Origin of the sequence: Sedimentitalea sediminis (assembly GCF_042687825.1) — a bacterium.
GTDB lineage: Bacteria > Pseudomonadota > Alphaproteobacteria > Rhodobacterales > Rhodobacteraceae > Sedimentitalea.
Genome location: NZ_JBHUQE010000006.1, coordinates 77,424 through 94,319, shown reverse-complemented (window position 1 = coordinate 94,319; position 16,896 = coordinate 77,424). Strand labels below are relative to the sequence as shown.

The window sequence follows — 16,896 nt, the reverse complement described above, 5'->3', positions numbered from 1 at the left end:
CACATACGGACAAGGGACCGCGAACAGGAGGAATACGTAATGTTGGAGATTTCCCCACGCAAAGTGGCGCAAGTCGTTCTGATGGGGCGTGAATTGCACCGGGCCGAGGGCGAGTTGCGGGGCTTTATCGACCGCATGAGCGAAGACGAACAGGCCGAGCTGGTGGCGATCATGTGGATCGGGCGCGAAAGTTTCGATGTCGACGATCTGGCCGAAGCCATTGCCACCGCCAAGGCAGAGGCATCGACCCCCTGTGCCGATTACGTGCTGGGGACGCCGCACATGTCGGACCATCTGGAAAACGGGCTGGATGCATTGGGCATTTCCGCTACCGACGCCGAAGATGAACTGATGTAGCGCGACCCCGCCCGCCGGACCACGGCACCGAAAACGGGCTGGAACGGAGTACTGGCAGAACCGGTTTCTGCGATGGTGGCTGCACGGTCGTCGATTACCGTCAGTTTCGGTCGCAATTTGACCATGGTTCTTAACACAGCAATCATATACCTGCGAGATATCCCGCGCGCGGCGGGCCATCGGAGGTGAGCATGATGCCAGATAATCAGGACAGCAGCCGCGGCTTTGCCTTTGCGGTTTCGGCCTATGTACTCTGGGGACTCTTGCCACTGTATATGAAGGCGTTGGCGCATATCTCGCCTGCCGAAGTCATTGCCCATCGTATCCTCTGGTCTGTCCCCGTGGCCGGTCTGGTCCTGGTGCTGATCGGGCGCACCGGCGATCTGCGCCAGGCCCTGACATCGCCGCGCACCCTGGCCATGGCCGCCGTGACGGCGGCTCTGGTGACCGTGAACTGGGGCATCTATGTCTGGTCGATCTCGGCGGACCAGGCCCTGGACGCGGCGCTGGGCTATTACATCAACCCGCTGTTCAGCGTCCTGCTGGGCGCCGTGGTCCTGCGCGAGCGGCTCGGCCCGGCGCAGATCGCCGCGATTCTGCTGGCCGCGGCGGCCGTCGTCCTGCTGACCGTTGAGGCTGGGCGCGTACCGATGGTGGCCATTGGGCTGACCTTTTCCTGGGGCCTCTATGCGTTTTTCAAGAAATGGCTGCCCATCGGACCAAATCAGGGCTTTATGCTCGAGGTGTTGCTGCTGACACCTTTGGCGCTGGGCTATGTCGCCTGGCTGGTCGGCACCGGTCGGAACCATCTGTGGGCCGGAAACCCGGTCGATACCTGGCTATTGCTGGGCTGTGGGGTGATCACCGCTGCGCCGCTGATGATCTATGCCAACGGTGCCAAGCTGCTGCGCCTGTCCACCATCGGCATCCTGCAATACATCACACCGACGATGATCTTTCTGACAGCAGTCTTCGTGTTCGGCGAAGAATTTTCCGGCGCACGGCGGATCGCCTTTCCGATGATCTGGCTGGCCTTGCTGATCTACTCGACAACATTGGTGCGCCAGGCACGCAGCGCCCGGCGCGGTGTGGCCCCGCCGCGGCCGCAATAGCAGTTACCGGTTATCGCGGCCCACGCGTCAGGTGTCGGCCCGCACCAGCATCGCAACCATGCGCCGGGTCACCGGCGCCACGGCCAGAATGACAGGAAACGCCACCGCCCAGCTGAAACTCCAGGATCCCATCCAGGCCGCGACAAACCCCTCGCCCGCACCCAGCGCGCGCAGGGTGGCGATGCCCGAAACGATACAGGACATCAGGCCGGACAGGATGAAACCGAACAGGATCGGCGCGAAACGGGCGGGAATCATCGGCAGGTCTCCTTCAGCAAGCCGCATTCACATGCCATTTTCTGAATAAATAGTCCAGAGCCCCGCTCTGCGGTATCATGTCATCCATTTCAGACTGTCGGCGGTGCGCCCCGTCGATGGGGTGTATTCGCCACTGACCCAGCCGTCATAGTCGCTGGCGTCGATTTCGGCGAACAGGGCCGAAAAGTCGATCGCTCCGGGTTTCGGCTCGCTGCGGTCGGGCGGATTGCCGACCTGAACATGCACCGCACGGGCGCCATGATCGCGCCAGACCCGCGCGGCATCGCCGTGAATAAGATGGGCATGATAGCTGTCGAACTGCAGCCCGACATTCGCGCGCGCCACGGCGTCCAGAACCTCGGCAGCCAACCCGAAATCGTTCAGGAAATACCCCGGCTGGTCGCCTGGGTTGAGCGGTTCAATCGTAAAAAGCTGTTCCGGGGCCTGATCGGCCGCCCATTGCAGATTGCGCACAAAGGTTTCCTGCGCCCCGGCCGCCGCCGTGTGTCCCGCCATCACGTGGATCAGCCGGGGTTTCAGCTGCTCAGCGTAGCGCAGCACGCGGCGGATGTCGTGCTGGAACCGGCCCTCGCCGCCGGGAATGGCGGCATATCCGGGATCGCCGCCGGTATAATTCGGCGGCGGCGCGTTGATCAGCACCAGCGTCTGGCCGTTGCGCAGCAAGGCCCGCTGGGTTTCCTTGGCCGGGATGTCATAGGGAAACAGAATTTCGACCGCCTCAAACCCTGCGGCCGCAGCCGCGTCGAACCGGTCGAGATAGGGCAATTCGGCAAACATCAACGAGAGATTGGCGGCAAATCGGGGCATAGAGGACTCACTAAACAAATGCGCCGCCTCTTTAGCCTGCGCCGCCGCGGCCTGCCAAGAGAGCGAGGCCCGCAAATCGGCGGAATTTCGCGTCTCGGTTGAATTTTCATCGCCGATGCAACGCCATTCGAGCCCGCGGGATGACGCTGCTGGGCCGCAGCCTGCGGCACGTGGCAGACCGTGATCGCGGTTCAGATATTCGCCAGTTCCTGCGAGGGGATGATCGGAAAGAACTGGCCTTGCGACCACAGGCCGAACCAGTCGTCGTGATGCGCGCCCAGCTCGACCAGCCGGTAAAAGCTCTTGCGGTCGATCAGCGCCTCGAGGTCGGCGCGGATCAGAACATAGGGCGAAGGTTCGCCGGTGTCGGGGACGCGGCTGACGCGGATCGGATGTTCGGGACCGGCCGTGGCGGTGTCGCCGACATGGGTGGTGAACGTCAGCACCTGTTCGCGGCCCGCACCCTGACGCTCGAAATCCACGGCGACAAAGGGCGCGTCGTCCACGACGATCCCGACCTTTTCCACCGGCGTCACCAGAAAGTACTTGCCGTCCTCGCGTTTCAGGATCGAGGAAAACAGCCGAACCAGCTCGAAACGCCCGATCGGCGTGCCCAGATAAAACCAGGTGCCGTCGCGGGCGATGCGCATGTCCAGATCGCCGCAAAAGGGCGGATTCCACAGGTGGACCGGCGGCAGGCCCCGCCCCTTGGTCGCCCGAACCGACGCGGCGATGCCTTCGGCCGACGGGGTAACAGCTTTTTGTCCGTTCATTGTTTTTGTCATTTCCTCTGCGCAGAATACACTTACTGTCGAACTATAAGCCACCTGAAGGGAATGTCATGTCCGATCCTGCCGATCTGGTCGCCGAGATTGAAGCGCTGGAAGCCAAGCTGGCCGAAGCCAAGGGGTCGATCACCCGCCGGTTCATCGGTCAGGAGCGGGTCGTGGATCTGACCCTGACGGCATTGTTGTGCGGCGGCCACGGCCTGTTGATCGGCTTGCCGGGGCTGGGCAAGACCCGACTGATCGAAACCCTGTCCACGGTCATGGGTCTGCATGGCAACCGCATCCAGTTCACGCCCGACCTGATGCCGGCCGACATTCTGGGATCCGAGGTGCTGGACACGGCGGCGGATGGCACGCGGTCGTTCCGCTTTGTGCCGGGCCCGATCTTTTGCCAGTTGCTGATGGCGGACGAGATCAACCGCGCCAGCCCGCGCACCCAGTCCGCACTGCTGCAGGCGATGCAAGAGGGCACGGTAACGGTTGCCGGCGAAGACCGCCCGCTGGATCCGCCCTTTCACGTTCTCGCAACCCAGAACCCGATCGAGCAGGAAGGCACCTATCCCCTGCCCGAAGCCCAGTTGGACCGGTTTCTGGTGCAGATCGATGTGAACTACCCGAATCGCGACACCGAACGTGACATCCTGATTGCCACCACCGGAATCGAGGACGCGGTGGCCAGCCAGGTCTTTACCCGCGACGAATTGCTGGCCGCGCAATCCCTGCTGCGGCGCATGCCGGTGGGTGAATCCGTGGTCGAGATGATCCTCGATCTGGTACGCGCCTTTCGCCCGGACGAACCGGGCGTGTCCGACCGCGTGGCCGAGACCGTCGCCTGGGGGCCAGGGCCGCGAGCAGCGCAGGCGCTGATGCTGACGGTGCGGGCGCGGGCGCTGCTGCAGGGGCGTTTGGCGCCCAGTGCGGACGACGTGATCGACATGGCGCGCCCGGTGCTCAGCCATCGCATGGCGCTGAACTTTGCCGCCCGTGCGCGCGGCGACAGCCTGGCCGAGTTGATCGACACCACTGCCCAGGCGCTGACCCGTACCGAGGCCGCTGCGTGACACCCGCCGCCCTCACCTTGCGGGAACGTTCCGAGGCCGAAGCCAGCCGCCTGCCGCCGCTGCTGGCACGCGCCGAGCAACTGGCCGGCACGGTTCTGCTGGGCGAGCACGGGCGGCGGCGCGCAGGTCTGGGCGACGATTTCTGGCAATACCGCCCGGCACAGATGGGGGACAGCAAACGTTTGATTGATCACCGGCGGTCGGCCCGGGGTGATCAGCAATTCGTGCGCGAGCGGGAATGGCAGATCGCGCAATCGGTGATGCTGTGGGTCGATCAGGGCGCGTCGATGCGCTTTGCCTCGGGCGATCACCTGCCGCCCAAGATCGATCGCGCCCGATTGTTGGCGCTGGCCGTGGCGATCCTGTTGGCACGGGGCGGCGAACGGGTCGGACTATGCGGCACCGACCTGCCCCCAAGGCGCGGCAATGCCCAGATCCTGCGACTGGCCGCCGCCTTTGCCGAGGATGACGCCAGGGACTACGCGGCACCGGAACACCGGGCAATGATCCCGCATGCGCGGGCGCTGTTCCTCTCGGATTTTCTGGGCGATGTGGTCGAGGTGGAACAGGCCTTGACCAAGGCCGCCGATCGCGGCGTACGCGGGGTGCTGCTGCAGATTCTGGACCCCAGCGAAGAACTGTTTCCCTTTCGCGGCCGCACCATTTTCGACAGCGTCGGCGGCACGCTGACCCACGAGACGCTCAAGGCCGATGACCTGCGGGACCGTTACCTGCAGCGATTGGCAGATCGCAAGGCGCGGCTGGCGCATCTGTGCCGCCTGACCGGCTGGCAACTGGGCCTGCACCACACCGGCGACAGCGTGCAATCGGCATTGCTGTGGCTGTACCGGGCGCTGGATCGGAGCCAGCCATGACAGTTCTGGCCGGCATCGGCTTCACCTCGCCCTGGCTGCTGCTGGGGCTGCTGGCGCTGCCGGTCCTGTGGCTCCTGCTGCGGGCCGTTCCGCCCGCACCGGTCCGCCGGCGGTTCCCCGGCGTCGCCCTTCTGCTGGGGCTCAGCGACGACAAAAGCGTGTCGGACCGCACGCCCTGGTGGCTGTTGTTGCTTCGGATGCTGGCCGTGGCGGCGGTGATCGTCGGACTGGCAGGGCCGGTCCTGAACCCACAGGACGAGCACGGCGCGGACGGGCCGCTGCTGATCCTGCTGGACGCCGGATGGGCCGGCGCGACGCGCTGGCCCAACAGGATCGACCTGATCGACACGCACCTGTCCGAGGCCGGGCGTGCCGGGCGGCCGGTGTCGATCCTGCGTCTGAGCGAACCCGAACAGCCACTATTCCAGGCCGCCAATATCTGGCGCAGCCGTCTGGCGGGACTGGCGCCCGCCCCCTGGTCGCCGGGACCGACACAGGTCGCGGCAGCCCAAAAGGAACTGGACGCCGTCCGGCACGGGTTCGACACGATCTGGATCAGCGACGGGTTGGACCATGAGGGCCGTGCCGATCTGCTGGCGGCGCTCGAGAGCCGCGGATCCGTCCGCGTGTTTCAGACCGGCGCCGCGGTTCTGGGTCTGGCGCCGGCGTCATTTCAGGACGGCGCGGTGCAACTGACCGCGCACCGCTCGCGGGACAATGTGGCGCGCGAGATCACGATCCTGGCCCAGGGCAGCGACCCGGCCGGCACCACGCGGGTTCTGGCAGAGGTGCCGGCCCGGTTTGGCATCGGTGAAACCACCGCCTCGGCGGCCCTGTCGCTGCCGGCGGAACTGCGGGCCCGCATCACCCGCTTCGAGATTCGCGGCCAGCGGTCAGCAGGCGCGCTCAGCCTGACCGATGACGGGCTGCGCCGCCGCGAGGTTGCGCTGATCGCCGGGCGCGAGGATCGCGAGGGACTCGAGCTGCTGGCGCCGCTGCACTATCTGAAACAGGCGCTGGTGCCGACCGCCGATTTGCTGGACGGTGCGCTGCTGGACCTGCTGCCCGCCAATCCGGACGTGGTGGTGCTGGCGGATGTCGCCACCCTGTCCGCGGCCGAAGAATCGGCGCTGACCGCCTGGATCGAGACCGGCGGCATGTTGCTGCGATTTGCCGGGCCGCGACTGGCGGCCAGCGGCATCAGCCGCAGCGCAGAACATCCGCTGATGCCGGTCCGCCTGCGCGCCGGGGGCCGCAGCGTCGGCGGCGCGATGAGCTGGGGCGAGCCCAAGGCCCTGGCGCCGTTCGCCGAAGGCTCGCCCTTTTTCGGCCTGTCCGTGCCCGCCGACGTCACTGTCAGCGCGCAGGTGATGGCGCAGCCAGATCCGGTGCTGGCAGACCGGGTGATTGCCGCCCTGTCGGACGGCACGCCGCTGGTCACCCGCAAACCGCTGGGTCAGGGGCAGGTGGTGCTGTTTCATGTCACCGCCAATGCCGAATGGTCCAGCCTGCCGCTGTCCGGGCTGTTCGTCGAAATGCTGGAACGGCTGGCGGTATCCTCGTCGGCCAAGCGACCGCAAGCCGGCGACCTGCAGGGCACCACCTGGACGCCGCTCCAGGTGATGGACGGGTTCGGCGGCCTGTCCGATGCCGGCACACTGCCCGGGGTCGACGGCGCCGACCTGGTCAGCGCCCCGGCCGGGCCGTCACTGCGCCCGGGCCTGTACGCCAGCGATGACAGGCGGCTGGCACGAAACCTCCTGTCCGCGGACAGCCTATTGACGCCGGCAACATGGCCCGGCCGGATCCCGGTCGGGGGCCTGTCTGTCACCCGCGAGCGGCCCCTGGGCGGACTGCTGCTGAGCCTCGCGATCGGCCTGCTGGTGCTGGACGTGATCGCCTCGCTCGCCCTGTCCGGGCGTCTGGGGCCGGGCCGGGCCGTGGCGGCGCTGGCGCTGGCGGGGATCGCCGGATTGTCCCATCCCGCCCCACTGCGGGCGCAGCAATCCGGCGGTACGGGCGAAACGGTCGTTGCCGCCGCCAGCGAACTGGCGCTGGCGCATGTCCTGACTGGCAACGACCGGGTGGACCGGATTGCCTGGGCCGGGCTGCGCGGATTGTCCGATACACTGTATTTCCGCACCTCGATCGAACCTGCCGCCCCTGTGGGCATCGATCTGGAACGCAGTGAACTGGCGTTCTTTCCGTTGCTCTACTGGCCGATCACACCGGATCAGCCAACGCCGTCCGCCGAGGCCTATGCCCGCCTCAACGCCTATCTGCGCTCGGGCGGGCTGATCCTGTTCGACACCCGCGACGCGGACATCGCCCGATATGGCAACGCCAGCCCGAACGGCCGCAAGCTGCAGCAACTGGCGGCGCCGCTGGACATTCCGCCGCTGGATCCGCTGCCCGCCGATCACGTGCTGACCCGCTCGTTCTACCTGCTGCAGGATTTTCCCGGCCGCCATACCGGGCGCGAGATCTGGGTCGAAGCGGCGCCGCCGGATGCGGAACGCATAGAAGGCATGCCATTTCGCAACCTCAATGACGGCGTCACCCCGGTGGTGATCGGCGGCAATGACTGGGCCGCCGCCTGGGCGGTGGACGACAGCAGCCGACCGATGCTGCCCGTGGGACGCGGTTTTGCCGGCGAACGGCAACGGGAACTGGCCTTTCGCTTTGGCGTCAACCTGGTGATGCATGTGCTGACGGGAAACTACAAATCCGACCAGGTGCACGTGCCCGCCTTGCTGGACAGGCTGGGACAATGACCGGAACCGTCGTCTTTGACCCGCTGATCCCCTGGCCGATGATCTGGGCGCTGGCCGGGCTGGCCCTGGCGGGTGTGCTGCTGGCCCTGTGGCGCGGGCTGTCCGGCTGGGCACTGCGCACGCTGGCCGCCCTGGTCCTGCTGGGAGCGATCGCCGGACCGGTCTATCAGGTCGAGGATCGCACACCGCTGACCGACATCGTGGTGCTGATCGAGGATCAGAGCGCCAGCCAGGACCTGTCGGACCGACCCGACCAGATGGCGCGCGCCAGCGAAACCCTCATCGCCGAACTGGCGGCGCGCCCCAATACCGAGCTGCGCCAAGTCGCCGTGCCCGATGGCGCCGGCGATGCCGGGACCGAATTGCTGAGCGCCCTGGCCAACGTGCTGGCCGAGGAACCGCGCGCCCGGATTGCCGGGATCATCGCCCTCAGCGACGGCCGGGTACACGATATCGACCGCGCTCCCGTCCTGCCCGCTCCCCTGCATCTGCTGCTGACCGGTCGCGCCTCGGACTGGGACCGCCGCCTGATCGTGCGCAATGCCCCGGCCTTTGCGATCATCGGCGAATCCGTCACCCTGACCCTGCGCATCGAGGACAGCGGCGCGGCCCCGGACCCGGTTGCCATGGCGCCGCTGGACATTTCGATCGACGGGGCCGAGGCCCAGCGCTTTCAGGTGCCGATCGGTCGCGATATCGAATTGCCGGTGACCCTGCCCCATGGCGGGCGCAACGTCATCCGGTTCGCCGTGCCGATGGCGGCGGGCGAAATCACCGACCGCAACAACAGCGCGCTGATCCAGATGAACGGCGTGCGCGACCGGCTGCGGGTGCTTCTGGTTAGCGGCGAACCGCATGCCGGTGGCCGCACCTGGCGCAACCTGCTGAAATCGGACAGTTCCGTCGATCTGGTGCATTTCACCATCCTGCGCCCGCCGGAAAAGCAGGATGGCGTGCCGGTCGGGGAATTGTCGCTGATCGCCTTTCCCACGCGCGAACTGTTTCTGGAAAAGATCGAGGATTTCGATCTGATCATCTTTGACCGCTACAAGCGTCGCGGCATCCTGCCGGCGATCTATCTCGACAATGTCGCGAACTATGTTTCAAAGGGCGGCGCGGTGCTGGTGGCTGCGGGGCCGGATTTCGCTGGCGCCGACAGCATCTATCGATCGCCGCTGGCGCGGATTCTGCCCGCCCAGCCCACCGCCCGGGTGATCGAGGAGAAATACCGCCCAACCGTCACCGACCTGGGCGAGCGGCATCCGGTCACGGCCGATCTGCCCGAAGCCGAAAACTGGGGGGCCTGGCTGCGCCAGATCGATGTCGAACCGCAATCCGGGTCGGTGCTGATGTCCGGCATCCAAGACCGCCCTCTGCTGGTCCTGGACCGGGTCGACGAGGGTCGCGTAGCGCTGCTGGCCTCGGATCATGCCTGGTTGTGGAGCCGGGGATACGAGGGCGGCGGGCCGCAACTGGAATTGCTGCGCCGCCTGGCGCATTGGATGATGAAGGAACCGGAACTGGAAGAGGACGCGCTGTGGGCCGAAGCGACCGGCCAGAGCATGCGCATCATCCGCCGGACGCTGGACGAAACGGTCGGCCCTGTGACCGTCACGCGCCCGGACGGCGGCACGGTCGGGATCGAGTTGACCGAGGTCTCGCCGGGCCGGTTCGAAGCCACCTATGACGGCCCCGAGATCGGCCTTTATCGTTTGGCCGAGGGCGAAATGCAGGCGGTGATCGGGCTGGGTCCGGCAGCGCCGCGCGAATTCGAGGAAACCATCGCCACGGCCAGCTTGCTGGAGCCGCTGATAGCGCCTTTGCGCGGCGGCGTGTTTCGGCTGGAGGACGGGATGCCCGACATCCGCGACGTGCGCCCCGGCCGGCCCGCCGCCGGGCGCGGCTGGATCGGGCTGACACCGCGCGATGCCTATGAAACCCGGGATGTCACCCAATCGCCGCTGCTGCCCGCCTGGCTGGTGCTGATCCTGGCCTCGGCGCTGATCGTGGGCGGCTGGCTGCGCGAGGGCCGTCGCTGAACCGCCCATTTGGTCGTGTTCACCCTGAGTGCTTGAGCAGTTCCCCCGGTTCAGTTGCGCAAGGCCGCAAGCCCCGGCGCCGGCGATTGGAGCGCAAGCACCACCCGTTGATCGCGGTTGACCTGACCTGGCGTTCCCGCCGGACACGGGCGGCGACGTCATCGGCGGTCGCTGGGTCCGGTTCGGCACGATTCATCTTTGCGCAGCCTCCGGCATCCGGCAGGTTCAGGCCCCACAATCAGAACCAGACGGTCGCGGCCAGGCAGACCGGAGCGCGGAACGGGGCGCCGCATCAGTTGTCGGGAGCGGCGTTAAGGCGCCAGTCTCAGGAGCAGGTGAAGAGGGTCTCGATGCCGTGTCTTTGTCGGTTGAAAGCGTGGTCGTGTTTTGGCGGGCCTGTCCTGGTGCCGGGCAATGCCGGGATTCGGGAGGCAATCGTTCTGTCCTCAGGGGTTTCGCGCACCCGGCCTGCATCATGACCCCTGGCTGCCCGCGGCAACAGGCGGGCCACGGCGCTGTCCGGTTTGGTTGCGCGCCCTGTTGCGGGACTTGCCGCTGCGCGCAGCACTCGGATGTGAAAGACCGAATTTGATGCTCTCGCCATCCAGCCCGGGCTGTACCAATTCGGCGAATATCCGGGCACATACCCCTTGCACGACCACCGCGCGAGCCGTTTTGGGACCTGCTCCCGCCTGATCGCGCAGATCATCAGGTGTCTTCCTGCGGATCGCCCAGCATGGCCGCGTCAGGGTCGCTGGCGGTGGTTTCATCGGCGACGCTTACCGGCCGTTTCCGAGTATCGTGCAGGATCACGCATGGCGCTCCGCGCTGTGCCTGCGGGGGCCGGCAGCATGCATTTTCGGCGCGCCCGCCAGTTGACTCATCCGCCCTTGCGGCCTAAATACCGGCGCAATCCGGAAGTCCGTCATGTCTTCCGGTCCCGTGGCCTGCCCCGGGATCGCCCTCCGTCAGCGCGTCGCGCCCACGGGGGCAAAACTGTTTGTTTTGCCCCCGTTTGTTTTGCCCCGGTCCGGGGCCGCGACGATTGATCCGGGGCGTTGGCAATTCTGGCGGGTCCTGCCTATGTGGGGTTCAGAGCGCAACGGGTTGAAGGAGCCTCGGCATGTTTGAAAACCTATCCGAACGCCTGTCCGGCGTCTTTGACCGGCTGACCAAGCAGGGCGCGCTGTCCGAAGAGGACGTCAAGACCGCCCTGCGCGAGGTGCGCGTTGCGCTGCTGGAGGCCGACGTGTCGCTGCCGGTGGCGCGCGACTTTATCAAGAAGGTGCAGGAACAGGCCACCGGCCAGGCGGTGACCAAATCGGTGACACCGGGCCAGCAGGTGGTCAAGATCGTGCATGATGCGCTGATTGACGTGCTGACTGGCGAGGGGGATCCCGGCAAGCTGAAAATCGACAACCCGCCGGCGCCGATCCTGATGGTCGGCCTGCAGGGGTCGGGCAAGACCACCACCACCGCCAAGCTGGCCAAGCGGATGAAGGAACGCGACGGCAAGCGTGTGCTGATGGCGTCCTTGGACACCAACCGCCCGGCGGCGATGGAACAGCTGGCGATTCTGGGCACCCAGATCGGTGTCGATACCCTGCCCATCGTCAAGGGCGAGACCCCGGTACAGATCGCCAAACGCGCCAAGACCCAGGCCGGCCTGGGCGGCTATGACGTCTATATGCTGGACACTGCCGGGCGCCTGCATATCGATGCCGAACTGATCCAGCAGGCCGCCGATGTGCGCGATATCGCGCAACCGCGCGAAACCCTGTTGGTGGTCGATGGCCTGACCGGACAGGATGCGGTCAATGTCGCCACAGAATTTGACGACAAGATCGGCGTCACCGGTGTGGTGCTGACGCGGATGGATGGCGACGGGCGCGGCGGTGCGGCGCTGTCGATGCGCGCGGTCACCGGCAAGCCGATCCGCTTTGTCGGTCTGGGCGAAAAGATGGACGCCATCGAGACCTTTGAACCGGACCGGGTGGCCGGGCGCATCCTGGGCATGGGCGACATCGTCAGCCTGGTGGAAAAGGCGCAGGAAACCATCGAGGCCGAACAGGCCGAAAAGATGATGAAGCGCATGATGAAGGGTCAGTTCAACATGAACGACCTGAAAATGCAGCTGGAACAGATGATCCAGATGGGCGGCATGCAGGGCATGATGGGCATGATGCCCGGCATGAAAAAGATGGCCAAACAGGTCGAGGATGCCGGGCTCGACGACAAGATCCTGCGCCAGCAGATCGCCATGATCCAGTCGATGACAAAGAAAGAGCGCGCCAACCCGCAGATTCTGCAGGCCAGCCGCAAGAAGCGGATCGCTCGCGGCGCCGGCATGGAGGTCAGCGACCTGAACAAGCTGCTCAAGATGCATCGCCAGATGGGCGACATGATGAAGAAGATGGGCAAGATGGGCAAAGGCAAGATGCTGAAACAGGCCATGCAGGGCATGTTCGGCAAGGGCGGCATGCCCGATCCGTCGACCATGGACCCCAAAGCGCTGGAGGCGGCGGCCAAACAGATGGGCGGCGGCAAGCTGCCCGGCGGGCTGCCCGGTCTGGGCGGTGGCATGGGCCTGCCCCCCGGCCTGTCCGGTTTCGGAAAGAAGAAATAGCGTGACCCCGCGTCTGGCCGATACCCCGGTTCTGGAAACCGACCGTCTGATCCTGCGCGCCCCCGGCCCGCAGGACTGGCCGGCCTGGCGCGCGATGATGGCGTCGGAAAGGTCGCGGTTCATTCGGCCTCACGCGGTGGACGACAGCCTCGCCTGGCGTGCCTTTGGCCATGTCATCGGTCATTGGGCGCTGCGCGGCTACGGCAATTTCGTCTTTACCCGGAAGAGCGACGATACCGCTTTGGGCATGGCCGGCCCGTGGTTTCCCGAGGGCTGGCCCGAACGGGAAATCGGCTGGTCGGTCTGGTCCGCCGAGGCCGAGGGCCGGGGCTATGCGTTCGAGGCCGTGCAATCGGCCCGCGCCCATGCCTATGACATTCTGGGCTGGGACACCGCCGTCAGCTATGTCGCGCCGGAGAACAGCCGCTCGATCGCCCTGGCCGAACGTCTGGGCGCCCGCCGCGACGACCGCGCCAGCGGACCCGGCAATACCCCTTGTCTGGTCTATCGTCACCCGTCACCGGACCGTCTGGTCGATGGCAGCATCGAGGCCTATGCCTGATGCCGCGCCCGTTTTCCCTCATGGCAGCCAACCGGCGCGCCGCCGCGCCGCCCGCCGCCGTTTTCGCCCATCGGAGACCCGCATGACCGATCCCGTAGCCCGCGCCGCGCTGCTGCTGAAAGAGCATCGCCAAAGCATCGACCGGCTCGATGCGATCCTCGTCTATACCTTGGGCGAGCGGTTCAAGCACACCCAGGCGGTGGGCAAGCTGAAAGCCGAACACGACCTTCCCCCGTCCGATCCGACCCGCGAAGCGGCACAGATCGCACGTCTCGAAGACCTGGCGAACCAGGCCGATCTGGACCCGGAATTCGCCAAGGCTTTCCTGAATTTCATCATTCAGGAAGTCATCCACCACCACGAGAAACAGCAACAATAACCCCGATACTGGATGCCAAATGCGCATCCCCCACGCCATTCAAAGGAGACACACCCAATGGCCATGAAAATCCGTCTTGCCCGTGGCGGCAGCAAGAAACGCCCCTTCTATCGCATCGTTGCAGCTGACAGCCGCATGCCGCGCGATGGCCGCTTTATCGAAAAGCTGGGCACCTACAACCCGCTCCTGCCCAAGGACAGCGAAGACCGCGTCAAGATGGACCTCGAGCGCGTGCAGTACTGGCTGGGCCAGGGCGCCCAGCCCACCGACCGCATCGCCCGCATGCTGGAAGCCGCCGGCGTCCGGGAAAAGACCGAACGCAACAACCCGAAAAAGGGCACACCCGGTGAAAAGGCCAAGGCCCGCGCCGAAGAAAAGGCCGAAAAGGCCGCAGCTGTCGCCGAAGACTGAGCCGGTGACCGTGCCGGGCACCGAGTTCGACGGTGATTTCCGCACGCAGCTGAATCGGTTGATGCAGCTCCGGCGCGACGTGCGCCGGTTCCGCAGCGACCCTGTGGACGAGGCGGCGCTGGCGCGCGGCCTCGACGCGTTCGCGCTTGCGCCCTCTGTCGGACTCAGCGAACCTTGGCGTCTGGTCAGGGTCGACGACCCGGCCCGACGCGCTGCCGTACAGGACAATTTCAGCGCCGCCAACGCCGACGCGCTGGCGGGGTATGACGGTGAAAAGGCCGCCGCTTATGGCCGGCTGAAACTGTCCGGGATGGATCAGGCGCCGGTGCACCTGGCCGTCTTTTGCGACGACGGCACCGAAAAAGGCAGCGGTCTGGGGGCCGCGACCATGCCCGAGATGCGGCGGTATTCCGTGGTCTGCGGCATCACCCTGATGTGGCTGGCGCTGCGGGCCCAGGGGCTGGGACTGGGCTGGGTGTCGATTCTCGACCCGGACCGGCTGGCGCGCGATCTGCAGGTGCCGGACAGCTGGCGCCTGATCGGCTATTTCTGCATCGGCTGGCCGGAAGCCGTTTCGGACACGCCGGAACTGGAACGTCAGGGCTGGGAACAGCGCCATGCCACCCTGCCCCTGGAGGTGCGCTGAAAGCGATGTTCGGATTGATCAGACTGGCCATCTTTGTGCTGCTCGCCTTTGTCACCGGCGTGTTCTACGAGCGCAGCGCTCATACCGACCGGTGCCTGGATGCCGGCGGGCGGGTGACTGGCGGGCTTTGCGAAGGAGGACAACGATGAGTGATCTGGTTTGCGTCGGCGCCCTGGCCGGAGCCTTTGGGGTGCGCGGCGAGGTGCGCCTGAAAAGCTATTGCGCCGTGCCCGAGGATATCGAGACCTATTCGCCGCTGTGTACAGAGGACGGCCAGCATAGCTATTCGGTGGCGCTGATTGGCACCATCCAGAACGGGTTCACCGCGCGTCTGGGCGGCATCGAAACCAAGGAACAGGCCGACGCGCTGCGTGGGCTGCGCCTGTTTGCCCGCCGCGATCAGTTGCCGTCGCTGCCGGACGACGAATTCTATCACGCCGACCTGATCGGGCTGACGGTGCTGGATTCCGGCGGCACCCGGCTGGGTCAGGTGAAATCGGTGCTGAACCATGGGGCCGGCGATCTGCTGGAAATCCATGGGCCGGGTCTGAGGGACAGCGTCCTGCTGCCGTTTACCCGCGACAACGTGCCAACCGTCGATCTGACCCAGGGCCGGATCATCGCCGATCCGCCACAGGGCCTGTTCTGAAATCTGTCGCTCTGGCCGGGCCCGGCACCCGGCAGGCAACGTCTGGGGAATCGCCATGACCGACCGTCCCGCCAAATCCGCGTCCGATGATCCGACCCCCGGCAGATCGCTGGGCCGCAAAACCATCCGTGCCACGATGCAGCCACGCGAATTGATGTCCCCGGTGCCCGATCTGAAAGGCGTGTGGAAGGCCAAGGTGATCACCCTGTTTCCGACCGCCTTTCCCGGCGTTCTGGGCGAAAGCCTGACCGGCAAGGCGCTGCAAGAGGGGCTGTGGCAGCTGGAAACCATCGATCTGCGCGGCTTTGGCATTGGCAAGCACCGCAATGTCGATGACACGCCGGCCGGCGGCGGTGCCGGGATGGTGCTGCGGGCCGACGTGGTCGGGCCGGCCATCGAAACGGCGCAGGCCGACACGCCCGAGAACTGGCCGCTGATCTACCTGTCGCCGCGCGGCCGCCCGATGACCCAGAACCTGATGCGCGGGTTGGCCCAGTCTGCCGGCGTCACCCTGATATGCGGGCGCTTCGAGGGCATCGACGAGCGGGTGCTGGAGCATTACGGCGTGCAAGAGGTCAGCCTGGGCGATTTCGTCCTGACCGGCGGCGAGATCGCGGCCCAGGCGCTGATCGACGCCACCGTGCGCCTGATCCCGGACGTGCTGGGCAACCGGGAGTCAACGGTCGAGGAAAGCTTCTCCGCCGGCCTGCTGGAACACCCGCAATATACCCGCCCGGCCTCGTGGAAGGGGCGTGACATCCCAGACGTGCTGATGTCGGGCCACCACGCCCGGATCGCCCAGTGGCGCCAGGCCCAGTCCGAACGCCTGACCCGCGAGCGCCGCCCGGATCTGTGGCGACGGCTGGGCGACCGCGACCCTGCCGATCGGGCTTGATCCGCATCCGGGTTTCGCCTAAACCGACAGAGGCCCGGAATCGCCTTGGCGGCTCCGGGCCTGTGGTCTTTGCTGGCATTCGAGAGCCGCGCCTTCTTCGGCCTTCTCTCTCGGCGCGCCGGACCACGCAGCAAGGAACAGACGACCTGACCTCTGGCGGGCGCGGCATGCGGACCCGGTGAAGACCAAGAGCTCTGAGGCCGCGCAAATCTTCGTGGAGCAACCACGAGCATTTAGGAGTAGATGCGATGGACCTGATCGCACAATTGGAGGCGGAACAGATCGCCGCCCTGGGGAAAGACATCCCCGATTTCAAAGCCGGTGACACCGTGCGTGTCGGTTACAAGGTGACCGAAGGCTCGCGCACCCGCGTACAGAACTACGAAGGCGTCTGCATCGCCCGCAAGGGCGGTAACGGCATTGCCGGTGCGTTTACCGTGCGCAAGATTTCCTTTGGCGAAGGCGTCGAGCGGGTGTTCCCGCTGCATTCGACCAATATCGAAAGCATCACCGTTGTCCGTCGCGGCCGTGTCCGCCGGGCCAAGCTGTATTACCTGCGCTCGCGTCGCGGCAAGTCCGCCCGGATCGCAGAGGATTCCCACTACAAGCCGCTTTCGGGCGCACAGGCGTAAGGTA

At 66.1% G+C, this 16,896-nt stretch carries 18 protein-coding genes; 15 read left to right on the top strand and 3 right to left on the bottom strand.

Features of this window, described 5'->3' with window-relative positions; genetic code table 11:
• The first annotated feature begins 39 nt into the window (after positions 1–39).
• Complete coding sequence (locus ACFMPD_RS07170) at positions 40–357, top strand: DUF3775 domain-containing protein (RefSeq protein ID WP_380993113.1); 318 nt, start codon at positions 40–42, stop codon at positions 355–357.
• A 191-nt stretch (positions 358–548) separates the two neighbouring features.
• The gene (gene rarD, locus ACFMPD_RS07165; protein ID WP_380993112.1) at positions 549–1,469 is read left to right on the top strand and encodes an EamA family transporter RarD; all 921 of its coding nucleotides are present in this window, start codon (positions 549–551) and stop codon (positions 1,467–1,469) included.
• A gap of 27 nt (positions 1,470–1,496) precedes the next feature.
• On the opposite strand, the gene ACFMPD_RS07160 is transcribed toward rarD, so the two are convergent.
• From ACFMPD_RS07160 to ACFMPD_RS07150, 3 genes are all read right to left on the bottom strand, one after another.
• Complete coding sequence (locus ACFMPD_RS07160) at positions 1,497–1,727, bottom strand: DUF2798 domain-containing protein (RefSeq protein ID WP_380993111.1); 231 nt, start codon at positions 1,725–1,727, stop codon at positions 1,497–1,499.
• A 75-nt stretch (positions 1,728–1,802) separates the two neighbouring features.
• Entirely contained in the window at positions 1,803–2,555 is a 753-nt protein-coding gene (locus ACFMPD_RS07155; protein WP_380993110.1) for a hydroxypyruvate isomerase family protein, read from the bottom strand.
• Between the two features lie 191 nt (positions 2,556–2,746).
• A complete protein-coding gene (locus ACFMPD_RS07150) occupies positions 2,747–3,328 on the bottom strand; it encodes a DUF1285 domain-containing protein (RefSeq protein ID WP_380993109.1) in 582 nt (193 codons plus the stop codon).
• Positions 3,329–3,396: 68 nt separating this feature from the next.
• Between ACFMPD_RS07150 and ACFMPD_RS07145 the strand changes: the two genes are divergently transcribed.
• The 13 genes from ACFMPD_RS07145 to rplS all read left to right on the top strand — a co-directional run bounded on the left by ACFMPD_RS07145 (position 3,397) and on the right by rplS (position 16,892).
• Positions 3,397–4,404, top strand: coding sequence for an AAA family ATPase (locus tag ACFMPD_RS07145; RefSeq protein WP_380993108.1), 1,008 nt, complete (start codon positions 3,397–3,399; stop codon positions 4,402–4,404).
• The gene (locus ACFMPD_RS07140; RefSeq protein ID WP_380993107.1) at positions 4,401–5,279 is read left to right on the top strand and encodes a DUF58 domain-containing protein; all 879 of its coding nucleotides are present in this window, start codon (positions 4,401–4,403) and stop codon (positions 5,277–5,279) included. Before ACFMPD_RS07145 ends, ACFMPD_RS07140 begins: the two co-directional genes overlap by 4 nt.
• The gene (locus ACFMPD_RS07135; protein ID WP_380993106.1) at positions 5,276–8,053 is read left to right on the top strand and encodes a DUF4159 domain-containing protein; all 2,778 of its coding nucleotides are present in this window, start codon (positions 5,276–5,278) and stop codon (positions 8,051–8,053) included. The genes ACFMPD_RS07140 and ACFMPD_RS07135 overlap by 4 nt, the downstream gene beginning before the upstream one ends.
• Entirely contained in the window at positions 8,050–10,092 is a 2,043-nt protein-coding gene (locus ACFMPD_RS07130; protein WP_380993105.1) for a hypothetical protein, read from the top strand. Before ACFMPD_RS07135 ends, ACFMPD_RS07130 begins: the two co-directional genes overlap by 4 nt.
• Positions 10,093–11,215: 1,123 nt before the next feature.
• Positions 11,216–12,718, top strand: a complete 1,503-nt coding sequence (ffh, locus tag ACFMPD_RS07125) for a signal recognition particle protein (RefSeq protein ID WP_380993104.1) — start codon at positions 11,216–11,218, stop codon at positions 12,716–12,718.
• A gap of 1 nt (position 12,719) precedes the next feature.
• Positions 12,720–13,280 carry a GNAT family N-acetyltransferase gene (locus tag ACFMPD_RS07120; RefSeq protein ID WP_380993103.1) on the top strand — a complete coding sequence of 187 codons (561 nt, stop codon included), beginning with the start codon at positions 12,720–12,722 and terminating at the stop codon, positions 13,278–13,280.
• 82 nt (positions 13,281–13,362) lie between these two features.
• Complete coding sequence (locus tag ACFMPD_RS07115) at positions 13,363–13,659, top strand: chorismate mutase (protein WP_380993102.1); 297 nt, start codon at positions 13,363–13,365, stop codon at positions 13,657–13,659.
• A 57-nt stretch (positions 13,660–13,716) separates the two neighbouring features.
• Positions 13,717–14,070 (top strand): 30S ribosomal protein S16, encoded by a 354-nt coding sequence (gene rpsP, locus ACFMPD_RS07110; RefSeq protein WP_380993101.1) that lies wholly within the window; start codon positions 13,717–13,719, stop codon positions 14,068–14,070.
• 4 nt (positions 14,071–14,074) lie between these two features.
• Positions 14,075–14,716: a 5,6-dimethylbenzimidazole synthase gene (bluB, locus tag ACFMPD_RS07105; protein WP_380993100.1), complete on the top strand. Its 642-nt coding sequence runs from the start codon at positions 14,075–14,077 to the stop codon at positions 14,714–14,716.
• 5 nt (positions 14,717–14,721) lie between these two features.
• Positions 14,722–14,865 carry a hypothetical protein gene (locus ACFMPD_RS07100; protein WP_380993099.1) on the top strand — a complete coding sequence of 48 codons (144 nt, stop codon included), beginning with the start codon at positions 14,722–14,724 and terminating at the stop codon, positions 14,863–14,865.
• The gene (rimM, locus tag ACFMPD_RS07095) at positions 14,862–15,365 is read left to right on the top strand and encodes a ribosome maturation factor RimM (RefSeq protein WP_380993098.1); all 504 of its coding nucleotides are present in this window, start codon (positions 14,862–14,864) and stop codon (positions 15,363–15,365) included. The genes ACFMPD_RS07100 and rimM overlap by 4 nt, the downstream gene beginning before the upstream one ends.
• Positions 15,366–15,420: 55 nt before the next feature.
• Positions 15,421–16,260 carry a tRNA (guanosine(37)-N1)-methyltransferase TrmD gene (gene trmD / locus ACFMPD_RS07090; protein ID WP_380993097.1) on the top strand — a complete coding sequence of 280 codons (840 nt, stop codon included), beginning with the start codon at positions 15,421–15,423 and terminating at the stop codon, positions 16,258–16,260.
• Between the two features lie 248 nt (positions 16,261–16,508).
• Positions 16,509–16,892 carry a 50S ribosomal protein L19 gene (gene rplS / locus ACFMPD_RS07085; protein WP_380993096.1) on the top strand — a complete coding sequence of 128 codons (384 nt, stop codon included), beginning with the start codon at positions 16,509–16,511 and terminating at the stop codon, positions 16,890–16,892.
• Positions 16,893–16,896: the final 4 nt, after the last annotated feature.